General features: G+C 35.4%; 17 protein-coding genes. 1 reads left to right on the top strand and 16 read right to left on the bottom strand.

Annotation, left to right across the window (positions count from 1 at the left end; translation table 11 throughout):
• Nucleotides 1-8: 8 nt before the first annotated feature.
• The 16 genes from LDP15_RS08485 to LDP15_RS08410 all read right to left on the bottom strand — a co-directional run bounded on the left by LDP15_RS08485 (nucleotide 9) and on the right by LDP15_RS08410 (nucleotide 15,588).
• A complete protein-coding gene (locus LDP15_RS08485) occupies nucleotides 9-914 on the bottom strand; it encodes a prenyltransferase (RefSeq protein WP_058219071.1) in 906 nt (301 codons plus the stop codon).
• A 221-nt stretch (nucleotides 915-1,135) separates the two neighbouring features.
• Entirely contained in the window at nucleotides 1,136-2,116 is a 981-nt protein-coding gene (locus tag LDP15_RS08480) for a polyprenyl synthetase family protein (protein WP_012897024.1), read from the bottom strand.
• Between the two features lie 150 nt (nucleotides 2,117-2,266).
• Nucleotides 2,267-2,878 carry a nitroreductase family protein gene (locus LDP15_RS08475; protein ID WP_003129755.1) on the bottom strand — a complete coding sequence of 204 codons (612 nt, stop codon included), beginning with the start codon at nucleotides 2,876-2,878 and terminating at the stop codon, nucleotides 2,267-2,269.
• 245 nt (nucleotides 2,879-3,123) lie between these two features.
• Nucleotides 3,124-4,221 carry a 23S rRNA (adenine(2503)-C(2))-methyltransferase RlmN gene (rlmN, locus tag LDP15_RS08470; RefSeq protein WP_058205540.1) on the bottom strand — a complete coding sequence of 366 codons (1,098 nt, stop codon included), beginning with the start codon at nucleotides 4,219-4,221 and terminating at the stop codon, nucleotides 3,124-3,126.
• A gap of 193 nt (nucleotides 4,222-4,414) precedes the next feature.
• Nucleotides 4,415-5,173 carry a YutD family protein gene (locus LDP15_RS08465; protein ID WP_058219070.1) on the bottom strand — a complete coding sequence of 253 codons (759 nt, stop codon included), beginning with the start codon at nucleotides 5,171-5,173 and terminating at the stop codon, nucleotides 4,415-4,417.
• Nucleotides 5,174-5,187: 14 nt separating this feature from the next.
• Nucleotides 5,188-6,531, bottom strand: coding sequence for a bifunctional UDP-sugar hydrolase/5'-nucleotidase (locus LDP15_RS08460; RefSeq protein ID WP_225513366.1), 1,344 nt, complete (start codon nucleotides 6,529-6,531; stop codon nucleotides 5,188-5,190).
• A gap of 252 nt (nucleotides 6,532-6,783) precedes the next feature.
• The gene (locus tag LDP15_RS08455; RefSeq protein ID WP_015081909.1) at nucleotides 6,784-7,236 is read right to left on the bottom strand and encodes a dUTP diphosphatase; all 453 of its coding nucleotides are present in this window, start codon (nucleotides 7,234-7,236) and stop codon (nucleotides 6,784-6,786) included.
• A 63-nt stretch (nucleotides 7,237-7,299) separates the two neighbouring features.
• Nucleotides 7,300-8,736, bottom strand: coding sequence for a glycoside hydrolase family 1 protein (locus tag LDP15_RS08450; RefSeq protein ID WP_225513365.1), 1,437 nt, complete (start codon nucleotides 8,734-8,736; stop codon nucleotides 7,300-7,302).
• Nucleotides 8,737-8,866: 130 nt separating this feature from the next.
• Nucleotides 8,867-9,061 (bottom strand): hypothetical protein, encoded by a 195-nt coding sequence (locus LDP15_RS08445; RefSeq protein ID WP_012897017.1) that lies wholly within the window; start codon nucleotides 9,059-9,061, stop codon nucleotides 8,867-8,869.
• Nucleotides 9,058-9,264, bottom strand: a complete 207-nt coding sequence (locus LDP15_RS08440; RefSeq protein ID WP_010905174.1) for a hypothetical protein — start codon at nucleotides 9,262-9,264, stop codon at nucleotides 9,058-9,060. The genes LDP15_RS08445 and LDP15_RS08440 overlap by 4 nt, the downstream gene beginning before the upstream one ends.
• Before the next feature lie 124 nt (nucleotides 9,265-9,388).
• Complete coding sequence (locus LDP15_RS08435; RefSeq protein ID WP_012897016.1) at nucleotides 9,389-10,873, bottom strand: PTS sugar transporter subunit IIC; 1,485 nt, start codon at nucleotides 10,871-10,873, stop codon at nucleotides 9,389-9,391.
• Between the two features lie 97 nt (nucleotides 10,874-10,970).
• Nucleotides 10,971-12,065: a DUF871 domain-containing protein gene (locus LDP15_RS08430; RefSeq protein WP_225513364.1), complete on the bottom strand. Its 1,095-nt coding sequence runs from the start codon at nucleotides 12,063-12,065 to the stop codon at nucleotides 10,971-10,973.
• 333 nt (nucleotides 12,066-12,398) lie between these two features.
• Entirely contained in the window at nucleotides 12,399-13,451 is a 1,053-nt protein-coding gene (gene eis / locus LDP15_RS08425; protein WP_225513363.1) for an enhanced intracellular survival protein Eis, read from the bottom strand.
• Between the two features lie 390 nt (nucleotides 13,452-13,841).
• Complete coding sequence (locus tag LDP15_RS08420; RefSeq protein ID WP_012897013.1) at nucleotides 13,842-14,273, bottom strand: DUF3284 domain-containing protein; 432 nt, start codon at nucleotides 14,271-14,273, stop codon at nucleotides 13,842-13,844.
• Between the two features lie 99 nt (nucleotides 14,274-14,372).
• Nucleotides 14,373-15,065: a rhomboid family intramembrane serine protease gene (locus LDP15_RS08415; protein WP_003129738.1), complete on the bottom strand. Its 693-nt coding sequence runs from the start codon at nucleotides 15,063-15,065 to the stop codon at nucleotides 14,373-14,375.
• Nucleotides 15,055-15,588 carry a 5-formyltetrahydrofolate cyclo-ligase gene (locus LDP15_RS08410; RefSeq protein WP_195935951.1) on the bottom strand — a complete coding sequence of 178 codons (534 nt, stop codon included), beginning with the start codon at nucleotides 15,586-15,588 and terminating at the stop codon, nucleotides 15,055-15,057. The genes LDP15_RS08415 and LDP15_RS08410 overlap by 11 nt, the downstream gene beginning before the upstream one ends.
• A gap of 117 nt (nucleotides 15,589-15,705) precedes the next feature.
• Here LDP15_RS08410 and LDP15_RS08405 point away from each other — a divergent pair, with 117 nt between their 5' ends.
• Complete coding sequence (locus LDP15_RS08405; protein WP_003129735.1) at nucleotides 15,706-15,903, top strand: cold-shock protein; 198 nt, start codon at nucleotides 15,706-15,708, stop codon at nucleotides 15,901-15,903.
• Nucleotides 15,904-16,016 lie beyond the last annotated feature (113 nt).

Here is a 16,016-nt window from a genome sequence, read left to right as displayed (position 1 = left end):
TTTCTTTTTTAAAATTTAATTAAACTAACAAAGAATAGTAGGACTTGTACAAGTTGAAAAACCATTAAGATTTTAACCGATGAAATAAATGTTTCTATTTTTACTTGTTTTTGCAAATATGGTCGAGCAAATTTTATCATCAATGGTGCAATTAACAGAATTAAAAGCATAATTGGAGAAAGTAATCCTAAAATTACTGCAACAACAATGGCAACAAAAGCCAAAATTAAAGCTGTAGTCCACCAAATAAGTGCTGCCTTTTTTCCAATATAATGCACGATTGTGTAGCGGTGATTGGCTTCATCTTCTTCTAAATCGCAGGTGTTATTGGCTAACATCAGATTTGCAATCAATAATGTATTAGGTAAAGCAATCAAGAAAGTTGTTGCCAGATTCGCAAATGACCAAACAAAATTCTGAGAACTATTGATATAAAGGCAAATCAGAAAAATGACATAACCCATTGTCAAACCTGATAAAAGTTCCCCAAGTGGAAGTGATGAGAGTGGTTTTGGCCCTCCAGCATAGAAAACTCCAACAGCATAGCAGAGTAGTCCCAACCAAAAGACTGCCCAACCAGTCATTAAAGCGACAATAATTCCTAAAATCAGACTACCAAAAAAGAAAAAGGCCAATAAACTTTTGATGAGTCCCATTGATAAGTTCTCGCGTCCGATAATATTTGTATTTTTTTGATAATCATCTGTATCTACTGCTTTATGATAATCATTATAGTTGTCCCAAATATCAACAAAACAGTTGAACATAAACATTGCCACAAAATAAATGGCAAGTGCTGACAAATTGACTGACTGATAATGATAAAGCGAGTAAGCAAGCCCTAGTAAAAATGGAAAAATTGAAGCAGTTTTAGCTTTCAATTCAATTAGTTCAGCAAATATTTTAAAATTCATTATTTCCTCTTTTTATTTATCAATTCGTCTATAAAAACTATTTCTTATTTTATCACATTTTAAATCAAATCTTTTAAAATCAAACTAGAGAAATACTAGCTTTGAAAGCTTTATCTCAAAAGTTACTGACAGAAATTTTGAGATAAAAAATTTACTGACAGTAAAATTTCCTAATAGCTGTCAGTAAAATTTCTATGAAAAAGCCTGTCAGTGACAGGTTTTCAATAATTTCTTTCCAATAAAATTTGTGTTGCTTCTTCTAAAATCTGCCGATTTGGCGACTCTGGTAATTTCCGAATTTCATTCAAAGCCAGTTCTGTTAATCTTCCAGCAACAAGGAGCGCTCCTGCTATCCCACCTGATTCTGTCACTAATTCTGCTAAATCTAAACATTCTTGTCTTGACAAATTTTCTGGCGCTTCTAAATAAGGAGCAATCGCTTCATCATTTACTTCACGAGCCAAGAGTAAAGGTAATGTATAAATCCCTTGACGGAAATCTGTCAAAATAGGTTTATCAGCTTCATCAAGTCCTACTGTAAAATTTAAAATGTCATCATAAACTTGAAAAGCAAGACCAATTGCTCGACCAATTTTACGGGCAGAATGTTGTAATTTTTTATCCCCACCAGCAAAATAAACACCTTCTAAACAGCTAAGACTCAGTAATTCAGCTGTTTTTCCGCTAATTGCTTTCATATAGCGTCTCGCTGTATTATTTTTGTCAAAAGCAGATTGCATTTGAGTCAATTCGCCCTGAAGAATTTTTTTCATTGATTGAGCATTTTTAGCGACAAAACTTGTCCCATTCATGGTTTCAATCAATAATTCAAAATAAACAGTATAAACAAAATCTCCAGCATAAACAGCTACATCTTTGCCAAATTGTGACTCTATTGACGGTAAACCACGTCTTAAAGGGGAGTCGTCGATAATATCATCATGAATCAATGTTGCTGAATGAAGCATCTCTAATGATGCAGCGATTTTAATGAGCTTCTCTTCATCTTTAGAGCCATTAGGGACAATCCCAGCGAACAGCAAAAAAAGCGCAGGACGAACCATTTTCCCGCCACGTGATGCAAATTTCTCTAGTGCTGCTTCTATCTCTTGATTATTAATTTTTAAACGCTCAATCATGAGCGCTTGAACATCCTTTAATTTATTCTGAATTTCGGGATAATCCTGCCAAAATGTGAGCAATGTTTTTTCTCTTTCCTCTCGATAATTCATTCATTTCTTTTGATAATGACTTACCAAATATCTTACTCCATTTTAGCAAAATAGACCCAATGTTGCGAACATAATGGCTTTTTTTCATAAGTAAAAAGAAGTTCAGATGAACTCCTTTTTTTATCGAATTTCCATAATTTGACTTTGAGGTAGGCGGTAACTTGGTTTTCCTTTATCTTCTGAATTTCCAAGCGGAATAATTAGTTCTGGGCGATAACGTTTTTCAACTTCTAAAAGTTCATTCACTTTTTGAGTTCGATTAAAGCCCATGATGATGTTGCTTTCATAACCGTAATTTTTAATAGCCAAAACAAGATTCATTGTAACCAAACCAATATTGATAGAAAGATAATTACTTTCATGAAGTTCTTCAAATCCTTCATACATTTGTGGATAACGACTATTGAAACGCAGAAGTTGTTCATCGTCCAACTCTCCGGCTCCTAATCTAGCAATATCACGAGAACGTTCAACTAAATCTGTATCGCTAAAGAGGACGATGACTGCACCAGCTTGTTTGATTTGTTCGTGATTGCCAGGATCAACTTCAGAAAGTAATGCTTCCCGTTTTTCTTCTGATTCTACAATGACAAAATGCCAACTTTGAATATTGTGGGCAGAAGGAGCTAAACTTGCTGCAGAAATAATTTGTTTAACATCCACTGTGGGAATTTTTTTACCGTCAAAGTTTTTTACTTTGTGTCGTGATTTATTGAGCTTTACGTAATCCATGATACTCCTCTATTCCTCTTATGAGATGTAGCTGAATAGTTTCTCTGAAATTGTTTGCATCAATTTCTAAGTCTAGTAGAGCAGACACCCGTTTTTTCTTTGTTTATATTTTAGCAAATTTTTGTCACTTTTGCATAGCATATTTATTCATTATATTTGTTTTTTTTATTAAATATAGGTTATTTCCGAAATATTTTACTGACAAAAGTGGAAATAAAAAAACTGCCTGGTCAGCAGTTTTTCTATTAGGCTAATTTGGCCTTATTTTTCTTAATTTGTTTTGAACGTAATTGTCCACAAGCTGCATCAATATCTGTTCCATGTTCTTGACGAACGACACAGTTAATGCCATTTTTCTTCAAAACATCATAAAATTTTGCCGTATTATCTTTTGTTGAACGTTCATATTTAATATGTTCTGCAACTGGATTGTATGGAATCAAGTTAACATAAGACAATTTATTTCTAGGTTTTATCAAGTCAGCCAACTGTTGAGCAATTTCTGGACTGTCATTTTCACCAGAGAGCATAATATATTCGTAAGTCACACGTCGATTGGTTGTTTCTGTATAATAGTCAATCGCATCAAAAAGTTTTTCAAGTGGTGCATTACGAGTAATACGCATCAATGAAGTCCGCAACTCATTATTTGGAGCATGAAGTGAAATTGCTAAATTAATTTGTAGATTTTCATGCGCAAATTCTTTAATTTTTGCTGGCATAAATCCACAAGTCGAAACTGTGATGTGACGGGCCCCAATTGCCAGTCCATTATCATCATTAATAACACGCAAGAAGTTCATTAGATGTTCGTAATTATCAAAAGGTTCACCAATTCCCATAACTACCACGTGTGAAACACGTTCATCTAAACCACGTTCATCAAAGTATTTTTGAACGAGCATGATTTGGCTGACAATTTCCCCAGCAGTCACATCACGTTCTTTTTTCAAAATCCCAGAAGCACAGAAAGTACAACCCATATTACAACCTACTTGAGTTGTAACACAAACAGACAAACCATAAGATTGACGCATCAAAACTGTTTCAATCATCATCTTGTCAGGAAGCATAAATAGATATTTCACTGTTCCGTCAGCAGATTCTTGAACAACAACTTGTTCTAATGGATTCAAAATAAAATGCTCATTAAGTTTATCAATAAAAGCAGCTGATAAATTGCTCATTTCTTCAAAAGATTGAACACGTTTACGGTAAAGCCAATCCCAAACCTGAGTTGCTCGGAATTTCTTTTCTCCATTTTCAATTGCCCATTCAATTAATTGGTCACGTGTCAATCCATAAATTGAAGGACGCGTTTCTGTTATTATATTCTCTGTCATTATTTTCCTTAAGTATCTCAAATTTTAATCGTGCAATTTTTCATATCCCTTGAATACACTCATAAAATCAATTTAAATTATTATCATTTATTTATGAAAAACTAAATCACTTAGAAGTCCATAAATGTTAATTCTACGATAATTTTTAGTCTTTGACAAGTTGGCTGACCGTCAAATAACTTTTACAAAATCCTCAATCCTTTTTACGATTACGAATGACAAAGCCTTGATTCTCTTGCTTTTTAGTCTCTGTTTGCTCAACTTTTTTACGAGGATTCCGTTTTTTCATTGTAAATTTTTTATCAGAATCTTTAGCTGGATTTTGTTTTTTATTGTCTGTTTTTCTCTCTTGAGATTTTTTACTGACAGAAACTTTTTTATTTTTGTCAGTAACTTTTGGTTTTCTGTCAGTAGATTTTTCACGAATTTTAAAATCTTTTCGAGCTTCTAATGAATTTTCTGAACGTTTGTCTTCTTTAGCATTAACTTTTTGCTCATCACGCGCCCGATTTCGATTCCGATTTCTCTTACGACGTGGCTTATCAAATCCTTGCTTCAACTCTTTTTCGGTAAAAAGTTTCTCAGAAACAAAAGCTTCATCTTTTGTCCGAATCCGCCGTAAAACAAAATAAGCACAACCGTAATTACAATATTCATTGACATAATCTTCAAGATGATCAATTTTATTGTCTGCCAACATTTTTCTACGACTGGTTGAGAAAAAACCCTTCAAACGCAGTTGCTCAAAGCCCCAATCTCCCACAATATAATCATACTTATCTAAAACATCAGAAAAACGTTGTTCTAATTTTTCCGCATCAAAAGCCTCACGATAATTATGAACAATATGAAAAGTTCGTTGTCCAACTTGAACAACTTCCCCTACTGCCATAACATGTTCGCCAGGATATTTATTATAATTTAACTTACTTTCTTCTATTACTTTAGCCATTAATTTTTCTATTTCTATTTATTTTTAAAATGTTCTGCTACAATTTCTCGTAAGAAATAAGGGAATAAAATTTCTGATTTTCCCAATTTTTTCAATAAAGGAAAATACCAAGCAAACAAATATTGGTCAGGTAAAACAATTTGATAACTCTCTTCATCAGAAATTTTTTCAAGTGACTGATTTTCCGAATTTTTTATGTAAAAATTACCTTCGTGTGGCTCAATTCCATGAAATATAAGAGAACCAAATGTTTTTCCACGAAAACCCATTCCTTGAATTTTTTGGGTGGCAAGGAAATCCGAAACATCCATAATTTCAAGCAAAACTTGTCTAAGTTCTTCACCTGTAAATGTGAAACGAACTAAACGAATCGAATGAGGTAAAAATTCATGTAAATCATCTAAAGTTAAATGATTTGGTAATTCATCCGTCACCAACAAGCCGGAATTCATGAGACAAAGTTTTGTATTTCCATAATCCGCAAAGATTTTTGCCAAATAATGACTTGCTTTGAAATCCGGTAAAACATTAGGTAGAGCTTTAGGTAAATCAGCAACGACTGTTCCCTCTAAGAGTTTATGCCCTCTCAGTTCCCAACCATTGGTTTCTACCAAATCCGATTTTCTTTGAGGAAGCGTATTGGTTGCTGTCGCTTCAATTTGTGCATCAACTAATTGATTATTTTCATTAAAAGTTAAATCAATTTGCCCCACATATTCGCCATAGCGTCCAGCAGCTGCAAGAAGGGTTTGATTAACTTGAGCACCATGTTCAAATAAATGATGTGTATGAGCTCCAATAATCAAGTCAATCTCATCATAGTCCTTCGCAATTTGCTCATCAACATTCTTACCCAAATGAGAAAGTAAAATGGTAAAATCACAATCCAGTTTTGGTAAAAGTTCATCTAAAACCACAAAAGGGTCTGACAATTCCCAGCCCGCCTGTGGATAAGCAAGAACATAAGGGGCTGTCAAACCAATTAATCCAATTCGTAAGCCAAATGAAGTCGTGACTATCAAAGGCTCAGATTGTGCAAAATTTGTCGCCAAATTTGACAAGAGAACAGGAAAATTAGCTTCATCATAGAGATGAGAAAGCATCTCATGTGTCAGTCCTAATCCCTCATTATTACCTATTGTCGCCGCCGTCAAATCTAAACGATTCATCAATTCAACATTAAATTGTCCCTCTGTTGCCTCCGTCAAAGGATGAACCCGATCCACATTGTCACCCAAGTCGAAAGACAAACTTTCAACTTCTTCATGTGATTTTTCCGCAAAAAAACGCTCAATCACAGGGAAACGTTCCAAGTGAGAGTGTAAATCATTCAAATGGAGGATACGCAGTTTATTCATAATACTATTATAGCATAGCTACTAAGGCTAAACAATATTTCGTCTTACTAGCTTTCGCCTAATTTATAAGCAAGTGAAACTTAAGATTGCTATAGTATCTTCCTCAGAGCAATAAAGCATCTACAGATGCCCTAGCAGTTTGCTTGGGACAAACATAAGATTTATAACACAGGTAATATGAATAGGCTTTAAAAGCTTCCGTTCGCAAAAATAAAAAGCGCTATTGCGCTTCTTGAATTACTTTAATTTGGATTAGGCTCCTGTTGACCCAAAACCACCAGTCCGTTCTTCTTTTTCTTGATTTTCATCGCCATCAGCGACCAAGAAAGGCATGAAGACACCCTGAACCACGCGCTCCCCTTTTTCAACTAGGACTTCTTCATCAGTGAAATTACGCATCTGCATGAACATATGCCCTTCATTATCAGGATTATTATAGTAATCCTTGTCAATAACACCTACTGAATTGATTAAAACCAAGCCTTTTTTACGAGGATTTGATGAACGGTCATACATGTAAAGCACTTCACCTGCTTGCATATAGGCCTTCAAACCTGTTGGAATTAATTTAATTTCCCCTGGCGCAAAACTAACGGTTTCAGCTGCTTCAATGTCATAACCTGCTGAATGTTCAGTTGAACGTTTTGGTATATTAATTCCAGCATTTTTATATTTAGTTACCACTTCAAATCCACGAATTTTCATCTCTTACCTCATTTGTTTTTTTCTATTATATCATAAAAAAAGCACTCAGAGAGCGCTTTTCATTTAGACTTCTTCAGCATTTGTTTCGATGAGATGTTGATACCAGTAATAAGAATCCTTCGGTATCCGTTTCAATGAACCTTCCATTGTTTCATCTTGGTCAACATAGACAAAGCCATAACGTTTTTGGTAGCCATTTAACCAAGAAAGGAGGTCAGTATAAGACCAAGTGTGATAACCAATGACTTTTGCTCCATCCGTCATCGCTTCTTTGATTGCTTTAACATGACTTTCTAGATATTTGATTCGATAATCATCATGAATTTTTCCATCTTCAACTTTATCATATTCGCCCAAGCCATTTTCTGTAATCATCACTGGAATACGATAACGAGAAGTGATACGACGAAGTGCAATTCTCAGGCCTTCAGGGTCAATTTCCCAATCCCAATTTGTTCGGTCAATAAAAGGATTTTGAATTTTTTTATGGAGGCCTGGAATTCCTGATTCTTTGGTTGTTCCTTTTTTACCACTTGTATTAAAGGATCCGACTCCAACTCCTCCGTCAACTGGATTCCATGCGTTAGTAGCTGTCTGGTAATAATTAATACCTAGAAAATCAGGTTTAGCTGATTTCAAAAGTTCAGCATCCCCTGCTTCAAATTCAGGTGCTAGCCCATTTTCACGTAAATAAGCCATCGCCGCAATTGGGTATTCTCCGTAAAGATAAACATCCATCCAAAAGTGACTATAAAGCTCTTCTGCATTTTCAGCCGCTAAAACATTGAGTGGGTCAGAATCCTTAGCATATTGTGGCGTATAGGCAAACGAAGGGCCAATTTGTCCATCCATTTCAAGTTCATGAAATTTATTGATTACCGCAGCATTTGCCAGATTAGCAATATGATTGACCTGATAAAAAAGCTTCATATCTCTTTTTCCAGGTGGGTGAGTCGCGAGTGACCAACCTTGACTTGTAAAAATATTTTGTTCATTAAGCGATACCCAATATTTTACTTTACCTTTGAAAGCATTAAACAAAACTTCAGCATAGTTAACAAAATCTGCGATAATTTCTCGTGATTCCCAACCACCATATAAATCTTCTAAGGCTTGGGGCAAGTCCCAATGATAAATCGTGACAATTGGTTCAATCTCATTAGCAATCAACTCATCAATCAAATCTTCATAGAATTTCAAGCCTGCTTGATTGACCTCGCCACGTCCGTCAGGTAAAATCCGCGTCCAAGCAATTGAAAAACGGTAGGATTTAAGGCCCAACTCTTTCATTAAAGCCACATCTTCTTTATAGCGATGATAATGATCAACAGCGACATCCCCATTCGTTCCTTTAAAAGTCTTGCCTGGAATACGGACAAAATTATCCCAGACACTGGCTTTTTTGCCATCTTCAAAAGGTGCTCCCTCAACTTGATAGGCTGCCGAAGCTGAACCCCATAGAAAATCATTTGGAAATTCTTTTAATTTTTTGTGCTCCATTTTATTCCCCCATTACTTGTTTATAGTCTATATTATAACATTTGTAACCGTTTTATTTTGTTTTATCTTTTGGAATTTGTTTTTTTATTTTTACGTGATTATCCTAAAAAAGTTGTCTTAAAAGACAACTTTATTTTCTTGATTTTATTTTTATATCTTTATGTGCTTGTTGATTTTCTGCTTCTATTTTGTTGGCTTTCTTTTTTTGGCTGCGTGCAATAAGAATCATTGCCAAGCCAATTAAAACGATTGCTAAACCAAGCCAGTTATGATAAGCCACAAGCAATAGACCTAAACTGATAAAAGCGATGCCCCAGGTACTCATACAACACTCACATTAAAGAAGACAGCTGCTCCAAATGAGCTTCCTTTAATTAACTGTTTAGCCATTGCTGCGTCAGTCGTTGCGTCATCTGTTGGTGTTTCAAAGAAAAGTTTTAATCCTTGTTTTTTTGTATGTTTAAAGCCATTTTCTTCTAAAAGTTGAATAATTTCTTTTTGCATCATTGCAGAATTTACGAGTATCATAGTATTTCCTCCTCTATGAGTGTTTTTTATCACATCTGATAAGGTTTATATTATAAATCTTACCAGATTTAACAAAAAATGTGTAGAGCAAGTTTTCTTACTTGCTCTACCATTAATTTCAAATTTAGTCGAGTTCAGTTTCTTCCAACTTGTTAGCTGCGATAACGAATGGTACCCAGATAACAAAGGTAATGATCAAGTTGATAATTGTAAGGACAATTGCCCGCCAGTCAAAACCGGTTGCCATGAAGGCATTCATAATTGGTGGTGTTACCCATGGCACAGCATTGACAACTGGGTCAACCAAGTGAAGGGCTGTTGCAGTATAGGCAATGATTACAGAAATCAATGGAGCGACTGCAAATGGAATAAAGAAGATTGCATTCAAGACAACTGGCAGACCGAAGAGGACTGGTTCGTTGATGTTGAAGATACCAGGTGCAAGTCCGAGACGTCCAACAATCTTGTAGTCTTTACGTTTAGAGAAGAGGATGATTGCAATAACAAGTGTAATTGTACCACCTGAACCACCAAACCATGCAAAGGCGTCCCATGAACCACGTACCCAAAGGTTAACGTAGTCACCATTAATGGCATGTGCTTTATCAACTGCACCTTTAGCAATCAAGTCACGGATACCTTGTGAGTGAACTTGGAAGTAGAGGGCTTGGTTATTAAGTCCAAGAGGTCCCCAGATACCATCGAGTACTGGTGCCAAAACGTTTGGTCCGTGAAGTCCGAAGAACCAGAATACTGAAACAAAGAGTGTAACAATCAGTACTGAGAAGATATTTTGTGACAGAATTTGGAATGGCTCTGCGATATAGTGAGTAATCAGGTTAATGACAGAGTCATTTGTCAATTTACCAATGATGTAGTAGATTAGACCAACGATATAAAGTGCTGCAATTGTAGGAATGATTGCTAAGAAAGCTTTTGCTACTGCAGGTGGAACTGATTCTGGCATCTTAATTGTGATGTCAGCAAGCATGAGTTTTGCATAAATAATAACTGCAAGGGCACCCATAATAATAACTGTGAAGTAAGCTCCAGCATCGAGGTGAGCTGAGGCAAAGAGTGGTTTCCAAGCGGCAAGTCCTTGATCACCAAGAACGCCATTAAGCTTGTCAGTTGCTGCTACGCCAGCTTTACCTGTACCAAGGGCTGCTGTAAATTTACCCATTTGGTTTGGCAAACCTGCAAATAAGGTTGCAACTGATACGATACCACCAGCGAGGTCATTGACTCCGTAAGCACGGGCCAAATTGTAACCCCAAGAAAAGGCAAAGATAAGACCAATAACTGTCAGCGTTCCTTGGTTAACAAGGGCTGAAATATTATTCAAATCACCAATGATAGGTGTATTTGCAAGTGTCCAGACCTTCTCTGGTGCTAATTTTGAGAATGCTGTTGCTCCCAACATCATTTGTTGGATAGCTGACGGGAATGTTGTCACGATAGCTGAAATCATGGCAGCTAAGGCACCAGCAAGTGTTGCTGGCAACATTCCGATAAATGAGTCACGCAGCGCAACTAGGTGTTTTTGAGACCCAATCTTTGCCGCAACAGGGACGAGATATTTCTCCATCCACGCAGTAATTCCGTTCATGGAATTCCTCCTTTATAATATAATAATAAATAACTTTCAAAAAAACTTTTTGAACATAATTAAGGTTCTGTCAGTACTGACAGGCATAGATTATCGATTATTTTTTGCTCTCGATAAGTTTAAATGAGCTCCATGGTTTTAGGAAATCGAGTAGGAATAATTCATCATCTGCGATACGTCCAACCACATTGACTCGACCATCATTTTCCATTTCACGTAAGGCGATTTGAGTTTCACCTTTATATTGACCATAGCCTTCGTTGTCAATAATGACATCGTCACGTTGAATTTTATCAGTATCGTGAGCGGGGAATTCAAGGTCTTTATAAGTGATTCTTGTCATTGTTGAACGGAGCATGTAAGCTGATTTATCACCACGGTAGCTATGTGTCGCTTCAAAAAGACATTTGCGTTCATTTTCACTGATTGTTTCACGTGGAACGACTTTAATCTCAGGCATGCTTGCATTAAATGCTTGGCTCATCGCTTTAAGTTCTTCTTCGCTCGCATAAGCATTGGCAATAGTGACATCATCAATTCCACCAAGGAGTTTGTAATGTTTAACTTGTGTCGCAATTTCAAGGCTTCTATGGTCTTCAAGAGTACAAAGGCCATCTTGAGTTGGCCAAGGACCAAATGTTGCTGCTTGCGAATTGACAAAGGCCATGGTGTTTAAATTATAGCCCTTGAATTTTTCTGTACATTTAAGATAATGGTTAAATTCCAATCCTGTATAACGATGTGGGTAGAAATTGTGACTTCCCAACAGTTTTTCAGTATCAGGTGAGTAATCCATTATTGAATCAACATAGGTTGTTCCCTGACTCATGTTGATTTCAATTTTGATTCCGTAAGGATTTCGGGTCATTCTGGCTTCTTCGGCTCCTGTGAATCCTATGTCAAGTCGAACTCCATCTGCACCCATTTCATGGAAAAAGCTGAGGTCATCATAACTAATGTTAAGTTGTGTAAAGAGACCTGGATTGATATCCACCATGACTTCCATTCCTAACTGATTGGCGTAATCAACAACTTTTTTGAAAGCTGCAAGAACCCCTTCTTTATCTCCATCAATTTCGAGTAAAGAAGTGAAGACACGCTTAAATCCATATTGATGCGCTAAATCAAGATAAGCTTTATCCGCCTCAAAGTTTGATCGTTCTGGATAGATAGATATCCCTAATTTTCCCATTTTTTTCTCCTTTTTCTTATTTGTTTATTTCCTTTTTTTATTTCTGAAATAAACCTTAAGTCTATGATAAGGCTTTCATTTCATTTTTGCAAGCGATATCATCTCAAAAAAAAACATGTTTCTTAAATTGAAACATTAACGATAAATTCTTATTTTTAGATAGGTTTAACGCTTTCTTTAGTTAAAATCCTTAAAATAAGGTAAATTGACCTATACCAATTCCCGTGAGTAATGTCAGTGTAACAAATAAACTACTCCTCCCACAATATTCTAATTTTTTAATTTCTTTAATTTTTATCAAAAAAGTTACTGACAAAGCTGTCAGTAACTTTTTTAAAAATATTCACGAAGAATCGCCTGATTCCCTTTTAAAATTTTTGCCGTAAATTGGCCAATGGTCATTTTTTCTCTTTTTCCTTCTCCAAGACTGATATTGTTTTCAGGAATAATTTCGTCAGTAATTTCAACTGAAAAATCGGGCTGACCGTGTACTTTTAAAAATTCCTGTAAGTTAACAATTCGTGCCTGCATATAAGGAACAAGTTTAATTTCTGCTCGCTGTGGCTCTGTCAGTTCTTCTTCAAGGAGAATATCTGAGGGTGCTTGCCAACTAATTTCCGAAAATGAACCGGCATGGCTTGAAATAAAACGATAAAGTGCTTGTTTTGCCTCGTCAGTCAAAATTATCAGTTCTTTGATAACAAATGTCATTTCTGAAAATTCATAGAGAAGATAGCCCAAAGCCCTACCATTTTCGCGATAAATCGCACAGTGAGGTTGTGATTTAAAACTGAAAAAGTAAGACCAAAGTTCTGGAGAGCGAACAAGTGAACCTTGATTATCAGCCTTTTGATGAACTTCTGTCAGTACTTTAAAAAGGGCTGTATTTTTACTGACAGAAAATTCACTAGCATTTTCATCATCAAACTCAAACTTTTCTCGACTAATTTCGCCCGCACTTCTCTTACCTTTAGGAAAATCTTGAGCTGCTAGTCGATAATGTTTTTGATTAAAAGCATAATGATAACCAAATTTTTCATAAAAAGCATATGAAAATGGTGCTAAATATGAAAAAATCACTCCTTTTTCATAATTATCTCGCAAACTTTTGGTCATTAATTGTCGAATGGCTCCATTGCCTCGAAACTCAGGATAACTGGCAACATAACCAATTCCAGAAGTTTTGACTTCTTGATTTTTCCAATAAACATTAAAGTGTGAGTCAATCACCATTGACGTGAGTTTTTGATTTTCGTAGTGTCCATAAGGAGTTGAAAATCCAAGTAATTTGTCAAAAGCTTTTGCCCGTTCCTTTGTTTTAGGCTTATGAAAGGCATAAGTTGCCAAATCTAAAAATTCTTTATTATTTTTTGTATTCGCATTCATAAGTTCATTTTAACACAAATCTGTAGGAATAAGAAAACATTTTTGTTAACGTTTACTTTTTTGATTTTTCTAATCTTCCAGTAAAAAAACAGCCAAAATCGGCTGTTTCAAATCCAAATTTTAATTTCTTTGAGACCAAATATTTAGCCCAAAATTACTGACAGCTTTCAGTATCTTGTTCTTAAGAGCAATCAGTACTTTTTAATTCTTTCCAATTCAAAATCATCATTCAAGGCTGATTCTGTCAGTAAAGTCAAACAGTAAAACTGAAAATTCAGTTTAGTATTATAATCTTTCCGCCTAGCTTATCACTGAAAATAAAGCGCATGAAAACAACTTATTTCTTTGTAAATCTGAAAGTTTTAAAATTTTCATTATCTGATACTTTACTTATCTTGCTCTACCACCATTGTAAGCTCGATTGACATTATCCAAAACAGCAACCATTTGACGCTTTTTAAAACGTCCCAAGAAAAAACCAACGGCTTTGTCGTTAATCATTTGAATAAAACCATTTGATGTTTGGTTCTCTTCAATGACCACCTGAGTGCTTCGGTCATCAATTTTATGCAATTCCCAGCGAGTACTAAAAGTATTGCGATTTGTTTTAGTCGTAAAAGCGTAAATGCTTGGTTCTGTCAGTTCTGTAATTTTAATACTTCCTCTTTGGTTTTTCCCAAAGCTCTTACTATATTCATAACCATTTAAGCTTCTAACTTTCGGACGTTTCCCTGTATTTTTTTCAATGTCAAATAGACACGAATCAATTATTTTTTCAAAGATAAATTCTCTCGGGGCATCAACTATTTTATCAATTCTCATCTTTTTTTCTCCCTCAGCAAGTTTTTTAACTAAGTTTATTCTAACAAGATTAAAGATTCTTTGCAAGCACTTTCATGTTTTCAAAAGCAAAACATATTTTTACTTGAAAAATGGTAAACCGATAAAGAGAACCAAGAGAATAACAAAGGCGCCTGTTGCAAAAATACGGTATTGTTTGGGAATAGATGGAATGAAAGCCTTAGGAGCAAAAATTGCTGACAAAAGCAGTCCACCAATTGCCCCGCCAATATGTGCCCAAATGCTTACATTTCCTAAAGAAAAGAGATTCATAACCAAGTTAGCAACAATCAATACAGTAAACATTCGACCGATTTGTTGTAAAAATGGATGTTTTGTAAAAAATGCTAAACCAACAACTGCCGCAAAGAGGCCAAATATAGAAGTGGATGCCCCTGCCGAAACCACTCTAGGTGTCAAAAGAAAAACCATAGCATTACCAAAAATTCCTGACAAAAGATAAATCAGAGTAAAACGTAGCCAACCAAAAACATTTTCAATTTGCCGACCGATGAAAAAGAGCGTCGCCACATTTAATAAAACGTGTGCCCAACCAATATGGATAAAAAGTGCCGTAAACAAACGCCACATTTGGCTTGGGTCAAACAGCATAACTTGACCAAGTATGGCTCCACTATTGAACAAGTTGATTGCTGAAGTTGCCGATATTCCGTAAGTAAAAAATTGCCATAACCAAACTAAGAGTGTGATAATTGATAAGATATAAGTTGCCTTGTAACGTGTAAAATCTCGTTTAATTTCATTAAAATTCATTATTTTTTCTCCCTATAAAAAGTTCTTGTACTGCGATGTCATGGCTTTCCGCCTCAAAATTCATTTTTTGAAAATCATAAAGCACAGAGGCCGTTGTTCCCTCAAAATTAGCCAAATACCGGTCATAATAACCACCACCAAAACCGATTCGATAACCCTCATCATTCCAAATTAAGCCTGGAACAAGGATAAAATCAGGCTCAACTGCAATTTCAGATTTTGGCTCAAGCAAGCCAAATTTTGAGCGAACAAGATTTTCTTTATCATACTTGGCAAAAATCATTTGACGCTCAGGTAAGCATTTAGGAATCAAAATTTCTTTGTCGTCAGATTGGTCGAAAAGTTCTGTCAAATTAAATTCAATTGGCATTGACATATAAAGCGCTATTTTTTTTGCAGATTTCCATTTTGAGGAAGCGGTTAACTGCTTTAAAACATCCTTATTCTGACGCCTTTTCTCGTAGTCTGAAAATTTTTTTAACATTTGTAATATTTTTTTACGATTTTCTGCTTTACTTTCCATATTAACTATGATAACATGAAAGTGTAAGTTTTTGTTTTACGATTAGTTCTGTGCTTTTGGGTTCATTCCTATTCAAGAAATTAGATTTACAAATTTATAAATAAGGAAGTACCAAAAATGGCACAAGGAACTGTTAAATGGTTTAACGCAACTAAAGGCTTCGGCTTTATCACTACTGAAGAAGGAAACGACGTTTTCGCTCACTTCTCAGCTATCCAAACTGATGGATTCAAAACACTTGACGAAGGTCAAAAAGTTACTTTTGACGTTGAAGATGGCCCTCGTGGACCTCAAGCTGTTAACATCCAAAAATAATTACAGCTTTAAATAAAGATCACTGACAGTTTTGTCAGTGATTTTTTTATTGTCAATTTTACTGACAGACTATTTTTCGTAAGCCTTTACAAATAATTCATATTTTCTCAAAA

Origin of the sequence: Lactococcus sp. SK2-659 (assembly GCF_020218185.2) — a bacterium.
Taxonomy (GTDB): domain Bacteria; phylum Bacillota; class Bacilli; order Lactobacillales; family Streptococcaceae; genus Lactococcus; species Lactococcus lactis.
The sequence above is the reverse complement of the archived record's forward strand: the minus strand, read 5'-3'. Positions and strand labels throughout refer to the sequence as shown.